Raw genomic sequence first — 16223 nt, 5'->3', positions numbered from 1 at the left:
GATTGTTGCAGACATTATATATATTCGGCAATGGTTTTGATATAGCACATGGAATAAGAACGCCATATGCAGCTTTTAGAGAATTTTTGAAAGAGAATCATGAGTCTTTTTTAACTACTTTCGAAAGTATGTATAATATTCAACCCTTAGATGATACGGAACCCTGGTATACGAAAGAGGCTCAAGAAAGATGGGATAAGTCGGTTATTAATGATTTGTGGTGGAGTTTTGAAGAAAAAATAGGGCATCCGGATGTTGAGGGAATGTATGATTCTGCTTATTCTATGGTAGATACAATGCCTATGGAGGGCATAATTGATACTATGAATGTATACTGGAGGGAACAATACGGATTTGTAGATAAACTCCAAAAGTACGTATTAGAATGGTTACAAACTATTGATACATCCCAAGCTATGTGTAAAAAAGATAGTCTCATTAATAACAGAAATGATCTGTTTATGAGTTTTAATTACACAGATACTCTTGAAAAGGTTTATGGCATAAAAGACGTACTTCATCTGCATGGAGGTATCCCATCATGTTGTGAAATAGCCCCTATAATGGGACATGGAAATAAGTACATAATTGATTTATATCGCAGGAAAGCAAAAGAGGCGCAGGAGGAATATGTTGAATGGTATGAAAGCATATGTAATGCAATTGCTGATTTTTGTGAGTCGTTGTATAAGGATACGGATGCGATAATAAGTGAGAATGATGATTTCTTTTCAGCTTTGAGGGATGTTAATCAAGTTGTATGTCTGGGATTGTCTTTTGGAGATGTTGATGTTCCATACCTTGATAGAATTGAATATGAAGTTCGTCCAGAAACAAAATGGTTGGTTTACTATCATAGTGATGAGGATCTTAAGCGCCTGAAAAGCGTTTTTGGAATTACGGGTATTTCAAGAAAGTTTGAAGTATACTTTCGTAAAAGTGATAACTTCTGGGACAGGTGAAAGTAGGTGACTTCTTTGGAATTAATAGATGAGATTGAAGAACTAATTATGATGCATCAGGAAGGTCCTTATTGGGATTTCAAGCGGGAGTGGTATGATGATAGTAAGGATGGAGATCTGCTTATTGATATAATTTGTATGGCTAATAATCTGGTGGATAGAGATGCGTATATTATTATTGGTGTCAACGAAGAATGTGATTATGCTATACAGGATGTGTCACAGGATGCAAATCGTAGAAATACTCAGATGCTTACGGATTTTATCAGAGGTAAGAAATTTGCAGGTGATTTTCGCCCGGTTGTTACTGTGGAGCAAGTACACTTGGATGGTGGACTGGTAGATGTTATTGTGGTTCATAATAGTATAAATACACCATATTACTTAAAAGAAAAGTATAAGGGAATATTTGCTAATAATATTTATGTAAGGCTTCAAGATAGTAATACACCCGTTGATAAATCTGCAGATTTTCATCATGCTGAGTATCTTTGGAAGAAAAGGTTTGGAATGCTGCTTTCACCAATTGAAAAAGTGAAGTTGTATTTGAAGCATCCTGAACATTGGGCAAATAGTCCATCAAGCGAAGATAAGAAATACTATAAGTATGCTCCGGAATTTACGATTGATCATACTTATGAGCCGGAGGATGACAGGACTGGTTATGAGTACTATTTGTTTGCACAGACCGATTCAAGACCGCATTGGAGTGAAATAAGAATATGTTATCACCAGACTGTTCTGGCAGAGCTTGGTGGTGTGATTCTTGATGGCGGGAGGTATTTTACAGCAACACCGGATAGAGATGGAATATCGCTTACAGAATATCATAACTGGGATGTGCCGTATCGTTATATGGTAAAAGGAAGGCTAAATCATTTGGTGCATGAATTTTATTATGTAGATGATGGTGATGAAGCGCGGCATTCACATAATGAGTATGAAGGGTGTATTTTAATATTTGAGGATGAAAAAGAGCATCAGCGATTCAGGATATATGTTAGAGAAAATTGGTATAGAAAAGATGCATTTGCAAATGATATATGGATTCCTCATATGGAACAACTACCAGGTTATAATATGGATGCATTTCGCGAAGAGTATCTGAACATGCAGATTCTTAGAAAGATGCTTGAAGAGTTTAGAAAAAATGATAATACAAAGAATTGATGTATTAAGCGGCCTCTGGCAAATACCGGAGACCGCTATCTTTAATCTTTTTTATAAAATTTGGTTTCATATCCATCGCCTCTAATCTGGATGTCAGGCATCCAGTCTGGGGATCTGCTCATGATACCGCAGATGGATTTGTAATCGACATTCTGACTACATTCGATGATAAGCTCATCATGGACATGACCACAAATAAAGCAGTGGGAGAGGTTACGCATAGCAAAACAGAGAAGATCTCTGGAGACTGCCTGCACAATGTTCTCAACGAATTTCGGACCGTAGCTTTCGATTCGTTCCCATTTCTTAGTGGAGCCGATACCTTCATAGGTTACGGATTCACCGCCGAATCGATTTTCTCCGATACGAGGCTTGACGTAGCTAAGAGTTCTACCAGAAGGAAGTTTGATGAAGAGTATCCCACTTCGACAGAGGAATTTGATTCCGTTTACCTCTGTAGGAATATTCATTTTTATAGTAGTCTTTACGGCATTATCCACATTCCACCAGAAAGCTGTAATATTTGGATTGGAAGCACGCCAGGAGTCAACCAGTGGCTGCAGTTCATCTTCCATTAATCCCATATCCAAGGCTCCCATGGAAATAAGGGCACCGATAGAACCACCATATCCTAAGGCGAGTTCAGCGATTTTACCCTTTTGTCTAAGGTGTGAGTTTACGCCATGCTTTTCTACAGGTACGCCAAACATCTGGCTTGCAGAAGCACAGTAGATATCTTTACCTTCTGCAAATACTTTGGAACGCCAGGACTCACCGGCAAGGTGTGCCAGGACTCTGGCCTCGATGGCAGAGTAGTCAGATACTACAAATTTGTATCCCGGTCTTGCAATGAAGGCGGTACGAATCAGCTGGCTTAGTGTATCAGGAATATCATCATAAAGTAATTCGAGAGTTTCATAATCACCGATACGGACAAGCTCACGAGCTTCAGCCAGGTCATTCATGTGATTTTGCGGAAGGTTCTGTAACTGGATTAAGCGTCCGGCCCATCTTCCTGAGCGGTTGGCTCCGTAGAACTGAAACATACCGTGAGCCCTGCCATCCTTGCAGACGGCATTCTGCATTGCCTGATATTTCTTTACAGAGGACTTAGCAAGCTGAAGCCTGAGTTTAAGTGCAGCAGCCACATCACCGTCGGTATCTTTTATCATAGCTGCCACATCTTTTTTACCAAGGGATTCAGCCTCAATGCCGTTATCAGAGAGCCACTGCTTCATCTGAACTACTGAGTTTGGATTATCAAGGTTAGTAATATTCTGCATAGCAATCATAAGCTCTGCTTTGGACTTTTCATCAAATGCAATAGCATTTTCTACCACATCCATATCCAGCATGATTCCGCGGTCATTGATTTCCTGGTCGAGATAGTATTCTTCCCATACGAAGTCAGGAACCGGGAATTTAGATAATCTCTGTTTAATCGCCATTTCTACGTCAACATCACGTTTGTTATAGGTTTTGAAGGTTTCCCATTTATCAGGGGCATGCTCTGGAAGGTTTCTGGTTCTGCCGCCATTTACCTTAGTCGGCTTGCAAGGGCAGCAGAAGTATTTGATGAGATCTTTGCCTTCCTTCATTTTCTGATCTTGTAGTTTAAGGACTGCACCGACACCTTCAAGGGAGAGCGGTAAGCCCATATAGGCTGACCATATCATGGTACACTTCCATGAGGCTGGATCCAGATATTTGGAAGCAGGATCTTCCGGAATACTGTAGCCTTTGAAATGCGCAGGGTGATGTTTTCTAAGCCAGTTGGATAAACAGATTCTTTCAAAATTGGCATTGAAAGCCCACTTTGTAACTGTATCATCAGATAATGCTGCAAGGATATCATCGGGAATGGTATCGCCACAGGCAAGGTCAAATACCTGTACTTCACCACCATCAATAGATACGCCAAATAGTAGTATTTCAAAATTATCAGACTCAGCGTATTTATAGGCGCCACATTTGGAGATATCAACATCGCTGTAGGTCTCTAAATCAATTGACATTTCTTTTATCATAATCTCATTCCTTTACAAAAAGGGCAGCAGCACCGGGGAGTACTGCCGCCTTGATATTAGTTTCCTTTTGGGTTCTGTTCTTTTAGCTGGAACCATTTTGCCTTTGGGAAAAGCCAGTGAAGGAAACGTTTTGCAACACCCAGGAACCACTTCCAGATTGCAGCAAGTCCCATTAACCAGAAACCGGCTAAGAAGCCTAAAAGGGATCCGCGGATAATAGCATCTAATATTTCATTAATAGAATCCATAGTCATAATATTTTACCTACTTTCTAAGATTGTCACAGGCGGCAGCAGTATTACCACCGCCTGCTTGGTTGTCATTGTTACATTTGAATTAATCAAGGAAATCGTCATCTTCATCGGAAGCGAAATCATCTTCAGCTCTGGACTTGCCACCAAGAGGCTCACCGTCTCTAATCTTCTGGAGATTATTAAGCCCGCAGGCGATACCTTTGTTACCATTGCTGTTGAAAGCATAGAGATTGATGGAAGCTCTGCCGTAAACACCGGAATATACTTCTGATCTCTCAAGGATAGGCTGACGGTCTGTGTCCACGATGCCAGGTGCAGAAGCACTGTTGGCGTTGATGAAATATGCATTTGCATAAGCAGGATCATCAGGTCGCTCTAAATCACCATCACGAAGAGGTGTCTTGAGAACAGATAGGGCAGGAACAGTCTTGCCATTACCCTTAAGTTTGCTCTGACCTTCCTCATAGGCTGCTTCGATAGCTGCCTTGATCTTGTTAACGGTTACGGTGTCGGACTTAGGAATGATGAGAGAGACACTGTACTTCGGTGCGCCTCCGTTGATGCTCTTTGCATCCCATACATTCGCGTAGCTCCAACGTGTATTTACTCCTGTGATAACCTTTGTAGGATTCTGAATTTTTGCCATGATATTGGCCCTCCTTTATTTGCCTTGTGGTATAAGTCCACGGAATCATTTCGTGCTTTGCACTTTCATGATTCCTACGTAAATTCGCAATCCGCCTTATCAGGCTACTTGCTCATTTCCGTTGTCGTCTCTAATGCTTAAACAGATATGTCTGCGAGCAGCCAATCTGTTTTAAGCATTGAGACTGGACTTATATGCTAAAATCATCTATTGCTGTATTCATTGCCGGTCTCTTATCGGATTCCGGTACCAATGCTGGTTTACCTGGTGGCTTATATACAAGCTCACCTAATAGCTCTTCAAATTTCTTCTTTCCGAGCAATGTGCTCATGGCAGTGATGCCAAGAAGCTTCTTCTCATACGGGTCGTAGCCCGCATCTTTTACTTTGAATGCCACAGCGGCTTCATCAGTAAATTTTCTATTGGATCTGCCTTCTACGATTTTCCAACCGTCAAAGTGAACACCAGACTGGGCCTGCTGTAAGGCATATTCTTTGATGTCATTTCCCCAGGAGATCATTTCATCCACCTTTGCTAGGATAGAGGCGATTTCTATGTCATCTAGGGTAGTTGGCATTTCAAAGTCATATTTTGCAAGCTCAAGATTGTATTCGGCGCGCTTTCTGCAGGTGGCTTTTACCTTACAGAACTGACAGTGGTCCCCGGATTTGAATTCGCCTTCGCCTACATATGCAAGCTGTGCGGTAGGTGCCAGAACTTCGTCAGCCCATTTCAGAAGCACATCTTTGGAAATGGTGTAAGTACTGACGTTGTCACGTCTTGGCTGGAAGATGGTCATCTGAATCTGATTGATGTCGTAGATATCACCGAAGGCTTCTAATGCGCCTAAGGCGTAGCACATCATCTGACTGTTTCCACCATGTTCCTCATCGCCGGCGCTTACCAGAACGCCGAGACCGTGCTTGTAATCGATAATCTGCAATACTTCATCTGCAACGATGACACAGTCACCGGTTCCAAAGCCATTTTCAACCCAGCGGGAGAAGTCCAGTCTCTGCTCAATCATGACCTGCGGATCTTTGCAGAATTCTTTGGCTGTTTCAATCTGCTCCAATACATAATTTCTGTATTCCTCTGCGCAGTTCCGCATCTCTGCATCATAGAAGGTAAGATTTTCTGTCGGATCTGTGACAGCTCTACCAAGTGCTTTTTCTACAAGGTAGGCACAGAGCTCATGACAATCGGTTCCCTGCTGGGCATATTCAGATGTTTGATCTGCAATATTGGCACAGAGCTTTGCGCTTGGCGGACAGGCTAACCATCTGTGACTGGCAGAAGCGGAAAGGTATGCATGTTTAGGCATTTCCAATCACCTCTGCTTCCTTAAGAATGGCTGCATAGTCATCAGGATTTACCTGCTTTAACTGCTGAGCGCCATATTTCTCAAGAAGCTTTTTGACTTCCTTCTTATATCCAGCGGCTGATTTGGAAGCGAGTACTGCACGAACATCTTCCTTGGTATAGGTAGGTTCTGGTGTTTCCTCTGCTTTAGCCGGTTCAGAAGCCTTTGTAGCTTTCTTGGTTGACTTGGGTTCTGTTTTTTCGGGTGCTTCTTCGGTAGAAGAGAAGATGTCTTTGATTGCGTTAGCAGCTTTGATCATTCCTTCGCCGCAGGAAATCATTTCATCAAGCACCTGAGATAATTCACTCATTTTGCTCATCTTGTTTTCCTCCATTTTCTGTATTCTGTTGTCTTAGATTGGCTGCCAGTCGTTTGGCTACAACACTGATTGCGATGAGAGTATCAATAAGCTCTTCATCAATGGACGGTGTAGCTTGCTGGTTTTTATCAATCGTTTCTGTCTGCATCTGCAGCACCTCACTTTCCGAATGGCTTTCGTGCCTTTCTATCTTCCTAAGCGCATCTGGAAATTGTTTTTCCGGTCGAGAGCATATTTTTTTGAAAAAATTTTGAAAACAGTCAGGGCATTTTTTGCCTTTATAAGGAAGAGATACCGCTCTGGCTGTTATTTTTTGGCAAATTTTGTCCTACGACCGGAAAAGTGTAGGTCAAACCCGCTTAGGAAATTAGGAGGATTTTGTTCCTTACTTTATAGAAAAGAGGTTTGAGATATGCAGGTAACGATTTTTACAGCAAACTGCATTGGTCAGGCCGCTAACTGTAGCTATCCCAATAAGGTGACAGTAGTCACGCCGGAGCAGCTTCGGGAGGCGGTGAAGGCAGATCATGTTTGCGCAGAGTACAAAGGAAACTATCGAGGTATTGGTAATTTCATTCGTTCAGATGTGATTGTCATGGATATTGATAATGACCATTCAGAGGAACCGGCAGAGTGGATTACAGTTGAGAAGCTGGAGGAAATATTCCCGGATATGGAATATATGCTTGCTTTCAGCAGACATCATCTGCTTCCAAAGGAGGGGAAGTCGGCCAGACCGAGATATCACATCTATTTTCCTATTTCAGAGATTACAGATGCAGAAGTGTACGGAAATCTAAAGAAGGCATTACAGAAGGAGTATCCCTTCTTTGATGGAAATGCTTTAGACGCAGCAAGATTTATCTTCGGTGCTGATTGTGAAGAAGTATTGGTACATGATGGCTGGATGACTATTGATGAAGAAATTGATGTCAGTCAGGTAGTTGAGGAAGAAGATTTTGATTCCGAGGATTCGGAGAGCGCATCTGGTGGGCAGATTCTGAAAGGTAGCAGAAATAATACTATGAGCCGTTTTGCCGGGCGTGTGCTGAAACGCTATGGAATTACGGAAAAAGCACACGAGGCATTCTTAGAACATGCAAAGAAATGTGATCCGCCGCTACCGGAGTCAGAGCTTAAGACTATCTGGAATAGTGCGGCGAAGTTCTTTAAGAAAAGTATTGTGAATCAGGAAGGGTATGTGCCGCCTGATGAATATAATGCAGATTTTGAAAGTGCTTCATTGAAGCCTGAAGATTATTCGGATATCGGACAGGCAAAGGTATTAGTTCGAGAGTATGGAAATGAACTCAAATATACGAGTGCTACAGACTTTTTAAGATTCGATGGTGAGTGTTGGCGAGAGGATAAGCAGATGGCGATTGGTGCTGTTGAGGAATTCTTGGATCTGCAGCTTCAGGATGCTATGGATGAAGTGGCAAGAGTTGAGAAGGCGTTGGAGGATGCAGGTGTACCGAAGGAATCTATCCAGGCTGGCCCGAAGGAGCTTTTAAAAGAGGTAGATGGAAAGCTTATTCCTTTGGTTTATATGCTGATGGGTGCTCAGACTTATCTGAAGTTTGTTCAGAAGAGACGTGATTACAAATACATCGTTTCTGCCGCAAATACTGCAAAGCCTATGATTGCTATTTCAGTATCTGATTTGGATAAGAACGAGAATCTGATTAACACACCTTATGCAACCTATGACCTTCGAAAAGGGCTTGCAGGGGAACTGCCGCATAATCCTGAAGATCTGATTACAAAGATTACTGCGTGTTCTCCGGGAGAGGATGGGAAACAGATATGGCTGGATGCTTTGAATCTTTTCTTCTGCAAGGATCAGAAACTGATTGATTATGTGCAGGAGACGGTTGGCATGGCTGCAATCGGTAAGGTTTATCAAGAGCACATGATTATTGCTTATGGTGGCGGTGCCAATGGTAAGAGTACCTTCTGGAATACCATTTTCAGAGTACTTGGAAATTATGCAGGAAAGCTTTCAGCGGAAGCCTTGACCATGAATTGCAAGCGGAATGTGAAGCCGGAGATGGCAGAGCTTAAGGGGAAACGTCTCATCATTTCTTCGGAAATGGAGGAAGGTATGAGATTGAATACCGCTGTGGTGAAGCAGCTTTGCTCTACGGATGAGATTCAGGCAGAGAAGAAGTATAAGGATCCGTTTTCCTTTGTACCGTCACATACATTGGTTCTCTATACAAACCATCTTCCAAAGGTAGGAGCCAATGATGATGGTATCTGGAGAAGGCTGGTGGTCATTCCCTTCAATGCAAAGATTACAGGTAAAAGTGACATCAAGAATTATGCGGATTATCTGTTTGAGCATGCGGGTCCTGCAATTATGAGCTGGATTATTGAAGGGGCGAAGAGAGCGATTGATAAGAATTTCCATACAACACTTCCAGATGTCGTAGAGGCCGCTATCCAGGCATATCGCGAGGACAATGACTGGCTGGGGCAGTTTCTGGAGGAATGCTGTGAGATTGATCCATCTTATAAGGAAAAATCGGGTGAACTGTATCAGGCTTACAGAGCGCATTGCATGCAGAACGGCGAATATATCCGTAGTACCACGGATTTCTATTCTTCGATGGACAAGGCTGGCTATAACCGTATTCGCAAGAATACCGGAGTGCAGGTCGTGGGATTGAAGCTTAAGGAAGGACAGGATTTTTTGGAGTAAGAAAAAGCCCTTTTGTGTAGGTCGTTAACCTCAGTACATAAAAGTCCCTTTAGGAAGAATTTGAATAAATATCTGCTTAAGAGAGTTTTACGGAACGAGGTACTCGACCTGCACACCTGTTAAGAATGATGGAGGCGTGCGATGCGTGAAAAATATATTGAACAGAAATTAGTGAGAGAAGTTAAAAAGCGTGGTGGCTTGTGTGAGAAGTGGAATTCCGGTTCATCGGGCTGGCCCGACCGACTTGTTTTATTACCTGATGGGAAATTTGGGTTGGTGGAAGTGAAGGCGTCAGGAAAGAAACCAAGAGTTTTACAGGAGCACAGGCATGACCAGCTAAGGTCTCTTGGATATAAAGTATTCGTCCTGGATGATGCAGGACAGATTGGAGGGATTCTTGATGGAATACAAACCGCATGATTATCAGCAGTTTGCAATCAATTATATATTAGAACACCCGATAGCAGCCGTGATACTTGGGATGGGACTTGGTAAGACCAGTATTATGTTGACAGCTATTGAACAGCTTATTTATGACAGCTTTGAAGTAAGTAAGGTTTTGGTGGTGGCGCCACTTCGAGTTGCAAGAAATACCTGGAGTGATGAGATTCATAAGTGGAATCATCTGAAACACCTGAGATATTCCATTGTTCTTGGTTCAGCAGCAGAGCGGAAAAAGGCTTTGGAGGCGTATGCAGATATTTACATTATTAACCGTGAAAATCTGCAGTGGTTGATTGAACAAAGTGGAGTGAATTTTTTCTGGGATATGGTAGTTCTGGATGAGCTATCCAGCTTTAAGAATTGGAACTGTAAACGCTTTAAGGCATTTATGAAGGTTCGGCCAAATGTGAAAAGGGTAATCGGGCTCACTGGTACACCTTCCAGCAATGGACTGATGGATTTGTTTGCAGAATTCAAATGTCTGGATATGGGAGAAAGACTTGGAAGATTTATCAGCCAGTATCGTGTGAATTATTTTGTGCCAGACAGGATGAATGGTCCGATTGTTTATTCTTATAAGCTAAGAAATGGAGCTGAGGAACAGATTTATGAGAAGATTTCCGATATCACGATTTCCATGAAAGCCTTGGATCATCTTCAGATGCCAGAGCTTATCAGTAATGAATATCCGGTTTATATGAATGATGAGGAAGCGAAGCTTTATGCGGATATGGAAGAGGATTTATTTATTCCTTTGAAAAAGGGAGAGATTACAGCAGCAAATGCAGCGGCTCTTTCCGGGAAGCTTCTTCAGATGGCAAATGGTGCTGTGTATTCCGATGATGGCGATGAGATTGTAATCCACGATCAGAAGCTGGATGCCCTTGAGGATATGATTGAAGCGGCAAATGGCAGACCTGTTATGGTGGCTTACTGGTTCAAACATGATTTATCAAGGATTATGCGAAGACTTACTGAGAAAAAGATTCCTTTTGAAAAATTGGATTCTGAGGAAAGCATCAGAAAATGGAATCGTGGGGAGCTGCAGGTGGCGTTAATACATCCAGCTTCTGCCGGGCATGGCTTGAATCTGCAATCAGGTGGAAATATGCTGATTTGGTTTGGACTTACCTGGAGTCTGGAACTATATCAACAGACGGTGGCAAGACTTTGGAGACAAGGACAGACTTCGGAGACGGTGGTGGTTCAGCATATTATTACTGCTGGAACAATAGATGAGGATGTTATGAAGGCTTTAGCAAGTAAGGATATGACACAAAATAGATTGATTGCTGCAGTAAAAGCGATGGTAACACATGGCAGGTAAGAACCAATTTGAAGACCCATATGAAAGACTTGCGAATGCGATTATCCTTAGTGCGGTTGCTGATTACAGAGCCGCACTCAAAAAGGTAAAGCGCAATCCAAAAAGCAAGGCGGCAATAGATGAAGCGTTACAGATTGAGAAGTTTTTCAGAAGTTCGTGGTATCAACAGCTGACTTCGGTTGCTGGAGAATTCTTAATCCGTAAGCTTCAGGACGAAATAAGACAATCAGAGTAAATCCGAGGGAAATAACTTTTCGGAGGTGGCTTATGACGGCTAAAGAGTATTTGAAACAGGCATATCTGTTGGATAAGCAGATACAGGTTGAAGTGAAGGAGCTAGAACAGCTTCGTGAAATGAGAGGTACGATTCAGGGATGTTCTTATGGAGAAAAGATTGGTACCAATCCGAATAGAAATCTGGAAGCACCATTTATTAAGACCATTGAAAAGATATGGGATTATGAGCAGAGAATTGATGCACAGATAAACAGATTGATAGACCTTCGTTCAGAAATTAATGCGGCGATTGAAAGTATGGAGAACCCAGAGGAAAGACTTCTTCTTAAATACCGCTATCTGAAAAATGAAAGCTGGGAAGATATTTCCTATGACCTGAATGTATCTTATCGTACCGTACACCGTATTCATGCATCGGCATTAAATAATTTTGTGGTGCCTGAGTAAGTTGGCATACTTTGTCCCAACATGGCATAAGCATATATGTTATTATGATAGTGTCGAAAGTGTACGACAGAGAAGAGCCTTGGAAGCCAAAAACTTCCGGGGCTTTTGTTATGAAAGAGGTGGATGCATTGCCATATAGAAGTAACATACCGTGTAAACATCCTGGCTGTGCGGCACTCATTCCGCACGGTCAGATGTATTGTGAGGAACATAAGCCTTTACATACAAAGGACAGAGCTCATGCAGCAGAGCGTGGCTATGGTGCCAAGTGGCAGCGTGAGAGAAGGAAGTTCTTAGAGAGCAATCCATTCTGTGTGAAGTGTTATGAGGAAGGTCATATCACTATGGCTACCGTCGTGGATCATATCGTTCCGCATCGTGGAGACCAGAAACTCTTCTGGGATCGTGGGAACTGGCAGCCTTTATGTGAGCATCATCATAATGTAAAGACAATGACGGAAGATAGATATGTGGAGTACAAGTTTTGAGAGTGAGGGTAGGGGGTATTTGAATCTCTACAGCCCTTAGGCTCCAAGACCGGCGCCCCCTCTTCTGTGCAAAATCGCGAAATGAAAGATGGGGGTATGAGGTTGACAAATTGACAAATTGGATGTATTATACAGGTATCAATTGATACCTTGACAGGAGGCGAGAAATTGGCTGAAGAAACAAAATCACGTATAGAGAGTGAAATCGAAGTAAAAGCATATATTCAGGATTTGAAATTTGCACTCAATAATGGGGCTAAGATAGATTTTCAAGCAAAGCGCCTCGTTGATGAAAAGCGCGATGAAAAATATACTAACCAATACACTGTTAATAAATTATTTTCTGATGAAAATCCTGTGGATGCCTTAAAACGCGAATTATTGACACTATCTGTGGAAGACTATATGCAGACAGTAAAAGACATTAGATTTCCCAAAAGAAGTGAAATGAGAGAATTTGGTAAGGTATATAACGGCACAGATGACGTATATATTAAAATAAGAGTGGAACTTTTAGGAATGTATGGAAACACAACAACTTTTGTTATGTCATTTCATTTTGCTGAGAAGGCATTTACACCAGAAATGTTTCCTTATAAGAAGAATTAGGGGGTGTTTTCATGGATATGAAGATCTTAAAAAGTGAAAAAAGACTTTGTACATGTTGCATGGAAGAACATGAAGTGAAAACAGTTCTTGTTATGGATAAGGCCACTTTTAAGAATACAGAAGTAGATTATGAAGCCTATTATTTGTATTGCGATTTGGCAGAAGAACTGTATATGGATGAAAAACAGATGCAGGATAATGATACTAGAATGAAGGATTCATATAGAGAAAAGAAAGGTCTTTTGACATCAACTCAGATAAGCGGAATAAGAGCAAAATATGGTATTAGCCAGAGCGATTTATGCGTATTGCTGGGGTGGGGCGGTAAAACCATTACCAGATATGAGAGCCATCAGGTTCAAGATAAAGCTCATGACACAATTTTAAAGAAAATTGATCAGGATCCAGAATGGTTCTTGTCTTTACTAAATGATGCAAAAGACAGCTTATCAGCTGAGTCTTATCAAAAATATATGGAGGCGGCAACTTCATTATTTGAAGAGGATCAAGATGCATATTTGAGAAAAGCTATTGAGGCAAGTTATGCAGGATTTCAGGGTAATAAGATGTTTCATGGAAATACTTCACTTTCACTTGATAAGGTTGTTGATGTGATAAGATATTTTGCTGTTTCTTCTAAAGTTACAAGTCTTTACAAAGTCAAGTTGATGAAGCTTATGTGGTATGCAGATGCGTTGGCTTATAAAAGAAGAGGACGTGCTATTACAGGATTGGTTTATCGGGCATTACCAATGGGAGCAGTTCCTGTAGGGCATAATTCAATCATTGACTTGAAGGATGTTCCTTGCGAGGAAGTTGATATGGGCGAAACAAATGCTTATCATTTCGCTTTAAGTGGAGAATGCAAGTTTTCAGCATTATCAAAAGATGACAAGGAAATACTGGATTTAGTCATAGATAAACTTGGTAAAATGAGTAAAAATGATATTATTGCATTTATGCATAAAGAGCAGGCATATGTTGAAACTGCCCCTAGGGATGTCATTCAGTTTAAATATGCAGAAAGCCTACAAATTTAATTAATGGAAATATTTTTTGAGGATCATGTAGAGATACATGGTCCTTTTATTATGCAAAAAATTAAGGGAGGAGGGTATGACCATGGCAGGAAGAAAGCCAAAGCCTACAGCTTTGAAAAAGCTGGAAGGTAATCCGGGAAAAAGAAAATTGAATACGAAGGAGCCAATTCCGGCAAAGGGAATGCCTAACTGTCCGGAATGGTTATTACCTGAGGCTAAGAAAGAGTGGGAACGTTTAGCTGATTTGATGAATCAGATGGGTGTTCTTACGGAAGTGGACATGGCGGCATTTGCTGCATACTGCCAGTCCTATGCCAGATGGAAGGAAGCGCAGGAGCATATAGATTCTGGGGGTTCGACCTTTGAAACGGATAAAGGATATCAGCAGCAGACACCTTGGGTTGGGATTGCAAATACCAATCAGAAGCTGATGCTGCAGGCGGCATCCGAGTTTGGACTTACGCCTTCATCCAGGTCACGTATTGTGGCTGGTAGTGCAAAGGGTAAGGAGTCGGAAGATGAGATGGAGGCATTGCTTGGGGGTGATTCCTAATGGCAAAGGAACCAAGACCAAAGGGATATCCGAAGCTTAAAAATTATAAACCTTCCCAGTTCATGCTTCCGACTTCACATTATGATAAGAAGAAAGCAGACAGGGCAGTGACCTTTATTGAGAATCTTTGTCACACCAAAGGTAAATGGGCAGGAACACCATTCTGGCTATTACCGTGGCAGGAGCAATTGATAAGAGATATATTCGGGATTGTAAAACCTGATGGGAACAGGCAGTTCCGCACTGCATTTGTGGAGATATGTAAGAAAGTGGGTAAGAGCGAATTAGCAGCAGCAGTCGCTCTTTATTTATTGTATGCGGACAATGAGCCTTCCGCAGAAGTGTATGGTGCAGCGGCTGACAGACAGCAGGCATCCATCGTATTTGATGTGGCAAAACAGATGATAGAGATGTCACCGGCTCTGATGAAAAGAAGCAAGCTGATGGGAGCCACCAAGCGTATTGTGAATTACAGTAATGCCGGTTATTATCAGGTGCTGTCAGCTGAGGTTGGCGGTAAACATGGATTTTCGGTAAGCGGTTTGGTATTTGATGAAATTCATACGCAGCCCAACAGGCAGCTGTATGATGTTCTTACCAAGGGCTCATCGGATGCAAGACAGAATCCGCTTCACTTTATTATAACGACTGCAGGTAATGATAGACATTCCATTGCTTATGAGCTTCATACTAAGGCGGTGGATATCTTAGAAGGCAGACGTGTGGATCCGACTTTTTATCCTGTGGTCTATGGACTTAAGGATGATGAGGACTGGGAAGATGAAGAAAACTGGTATAAGGTAAATCCTTCTCTTGGATATACCGTTGATATTGAAAGACTGAGAGATGCATACAGGGAAGCAAAGCAGAACCCGGCGGATGAGATTACTTTCAAATGGCTTCGATGCAATATGTGGGTGAGTTCAACCGTTGCATGGATTCCAGATGCGATATATATGAGAGGAAATGAATCAATTGAGGCGGCTTCACTTGAAGGAAGAGACTGTTATGCAGGACTTGACCTTTCAAGTACAGGGGATATTACAGCTTTAGTATTGATATTTCCGCCGAGAGATGAAAATGAAAAGTATGTGCTCTTGCCGTACTTCTGGATTCCTGAGGAAACCATACCTAGAAGAGTGAAAGCTAATTCAGTTCCCTATGATATTTGGGAAAAACAAGGCTATATCATGTCTACAGAGGGAAACGTGATTCATTACGATTTTATTGAAAAGTTCATCATCTACCTATCAGAGAAATATCACATTTTGGAAATAGCGGTGGATAGATGGAATGCGACTCAGATGATTCAAAATTTGGAGGGCGAAGGTTTTACCATTGTTCCTTTTGGTCAGGGATTTTCTTCAATGTTAGCTCCGACGAAAGAATTCTATCGCTTACTGATGGAGGGAAGAATTATTCACTGTGGGAATCCAGTGCTTAGATGGATGGCAGGTAACGTTGTTATTGACACAGATCCTGCTGGCAATATTAAAGTAACCAAAGCTAAATCTAAGGAGAAGATAGATGGCATTGTTGCCGCAATTATGGCGCTTGATAGATGTATACGTCAGGAAGGGCAGAGTGGCAGCGTTTACGATGAGAGAGGACTGTTGGTATTTTAAGGAGGGTG

At 41.8% G+C, this 16223-nt stretch carries 18 protein-coding genes; 12 read left to right on the top strand and 6 right to left on the bottom strand.

Features of this window, described 5'->3' with window-relative positions:
* Positions 1-5 precede the first annotated feature (5 nt).
* Both ACESZG_RS01180 and ACESZG_RS01175 read left to right on the top strand, forming a co-directional pair.
* Complete coding sequence (locus ACESZG_RS01180; protein WP_055052388.1) at positions 6-962, top strand: bacteriophage abortive infection AbiH family protein; 957 nt, start codon at positions 6-8, stop codon at positions 960-962.
* Positions 963-968: 6 nt separating this feature from the next.
* Positions 969-2132, top strand: coding sequence for a helix-turn-helix domain-containing protein (locus tag ACESZG_RS01175; RefSeq protein WP_368211176.1), 1164 nt, complete (start codon positions 969-971; stop codon positions 2130-2132).
* Between the two features lie 41 nt (positions 2133-2173).
* On the opposite strand, the gene ACESZG_RS01170 is transcribed toward ACESZG_RS01175, so the two are convergent.
* The 6 genes from ACESZG_RS01170 to ACESZG_RS01145 all read right to left on the bottom strand — a co-directional run bounded on the left by ACESZG_RS01170 (position 2174) and on the right by ACESZG_RS01145 (position 6889).
* Positions 2174-4159 (bottom strand): DNA polymerase, encoded by a 1986-nt coding sequence (locus tag ACESZG_RS01170; protein ID WP_368211175.1) that lies wholly within the window; start codon positions 4157-4159, stop codon positions 2174-2176.
* A 56-nt stretch (positions 4160-4215) separates the two neighbouring features.
* Positions 4216-4413 (bottom strand): hypothetical protein, encoded by a 198-nt coding sequence (locus ACESZG_RS01165; protein WP_368211174.1) that lies wholly within the window; start codon positions 4411-4413, stop codon positions 4216-4218.
* A gap of 82 nt (positions 4414-4495) precedes the next feature.
* Positions 4496-5059, bottom strand: coding sequence for a DUF2815 family protein (locus ACESZG_RS01160; RefSeq protein ID WP_373217387.1), 564 nt, complete (start codon positions 5057-5059; stop codon positions 4496-4498).
* Positions 5060-5249: 190 nt separating this feature from the next.
* Positions 5250-6383 (bottom strand): DUF2800 domain-containing protein, encoded by a 1134-nt coding sequence (locus ACESZG_RS01155; protein ID WP_368210695.1) that lies wholly within the window; start codon positions 6381-6383, stop codon positions 5250-5252.
* Positions 6376-6741, bottom strand: coding sequence for a DNA ligase (locus ACESZG_RS01150; RefSeq protein WP_368210697.1), 366 nt, complete (start codon positions 6739-6741; stop codon positions 6376-6378). The genes ACESZG_RS01155 and ACESZG_RS01150 overlap by 8 nt, the downstream gene beginning before the upstream one ends.
* Complete coding sequence (locus tag ACESZG_RS01145) at positions 6725-6889, bottom strand: hypothetical protein (protein WP_368210699.1); 165 nt, start codon at positions 6887-6889, stop codon at positions 6725-6727. Before ACESZG_RS01145 ends, ACESZG_RS01150 begins: the two co-directional genes overlap by 17 nt.
* Positions 6890-7153: 264 nt before the next feature.
* On the opposite strand from ACESZG_RS01145, the gene ACESZG_RS01140 reads away from it, so the two are divergent.
* The 10 genes from ACESZG_RS01140 (at position 7154) to ACESZG_RS01095 (ending at position 16215) form a co-directional block, all read left to right on the top strand.
* Positions 7154-9445, top strand: a complete 2292-nt coding sequence (locus ACESZG_RS01140) for a phage/plasmid primase, P4 family (RefSeq protein ID WP_368210700.1) — start codon at positions 7154-7156, stop codon at positions 9443-9445.
* A 141-nt stretch (positions 9446-9586) separates the two neighbouring features.
* Entirely contained in the window at positions 9587-9865 is a 279-nt protein-coding gene (locus tag ACESZG_RS01135; RefSeq protein WP_055052380.1) for a VRR-NUC domain-containing protein, read from the top strand.
* A complete protein-coding gene (locus tag ACESZG_RS01130; protein ID WP_368210703.1) occupies positions 9846-11216 on the top strand; it encodes an SNF2-related protein in 1371 nt (456 codons plus the stop codon). The genes ACESZG_RS01135 and ACESZG_RS01130 overlap by 20 nt, the downstream gene beginning before the upstream one ends.
* Positions 11206-11451, top strand: a complete 246-nt coding sequence (locus tag ACESZG_RS01125; protein WP_021738968.1) for a hypothetical protein — start codon at positions 11206-11208, stop codon at positions 11449-11451. Before ACESZG_RS01130 ends, ACESZG_RS01125 begins: the two co-directional genes overlap by 11 nt.
* A gap of 32 nt (positions 11452-11483) precedes the next feature.
* Entirely contained in the window at positions 11484-11900 is a 417-nt protein-coding gene (locus ACESZG_RS01120; RefSeq protein ID WP_288836823.1) for a DUF1492 domain-containing protein, read from the top strand.
* A gap of 44 nt (positions 11901-11944) precedes the next feature.
* Positions 11945-12388, top strand: a complete 444-nt coding sequence (locus ACESZG_RS01115) for an HNH endonuclease (protein ID WP_330649878.1) — start codon at positions 11945-11947, stop codon at positions 12386-12388.
* Positions 12389-12556: 168 nt separating this feature from the next.
* A complete protein-coding gene (locus ACESZG_RS01110) occupies positions 12557-12997 on the top strand; it encodes a hypothetical protein (RefSeq protein ID WP_288836822.1) in 441 nt (146 codons plus the stop codon).
* Positions 12998-13008: 11 nt separating this feature from the next.
* Positions 13009-14037 (top strand): type II TA system antitoxin MqsA family protein, encoded by a 1029-nt coding sequence (locus ACESZG_RS01105; protein WP_288836821.1) that lies wholly within the window; start codon positions 13009-13011, stop codon positions 14035-14037.
* A gap of 76 nt (positions 14038-14113) precedes the next feature.
* Positions 14114-14590, top strand: a complete 477-nt coding sequence (locus tag ACESZG_RS01100; protein ID WP_288836819.1) for a phage terminase small subunit P27 family — start codon at positions 14114-14116, stop codon at positions 14588-14590.
* Complete coding sequence (locus ACESZG_RS01095; protein ID WP_368210708.1) at positions 14590-16215, top strand: terminase large subunit; 1626 nt, start codon at positions 14590-14592, stop codon at positions 16213-16215. Before ACESZG_RS01100 ends, ACESZG_RS01095 begins: the two co-directional genes overlap by 1 nt.
* Positions 16216-16223: the final 8 nt, after the last annotated feature.

It is taken from the genome of Blautia sp. Marseille-P2398, from assembly GCF_964240315.1.
GTDB classification, from domain to species: domain Bacteria; phylum Bacillota; class Clostridia; order Lachnospirales; family Lachnospiraceae; genus Blautia_A; species Blautia_A wexlerae.
The sequence above is the reverse complement of the archived record's forward strand: the minus strand, read 5'-3'. Positions and strand labels throughout refer to the sequence as shown.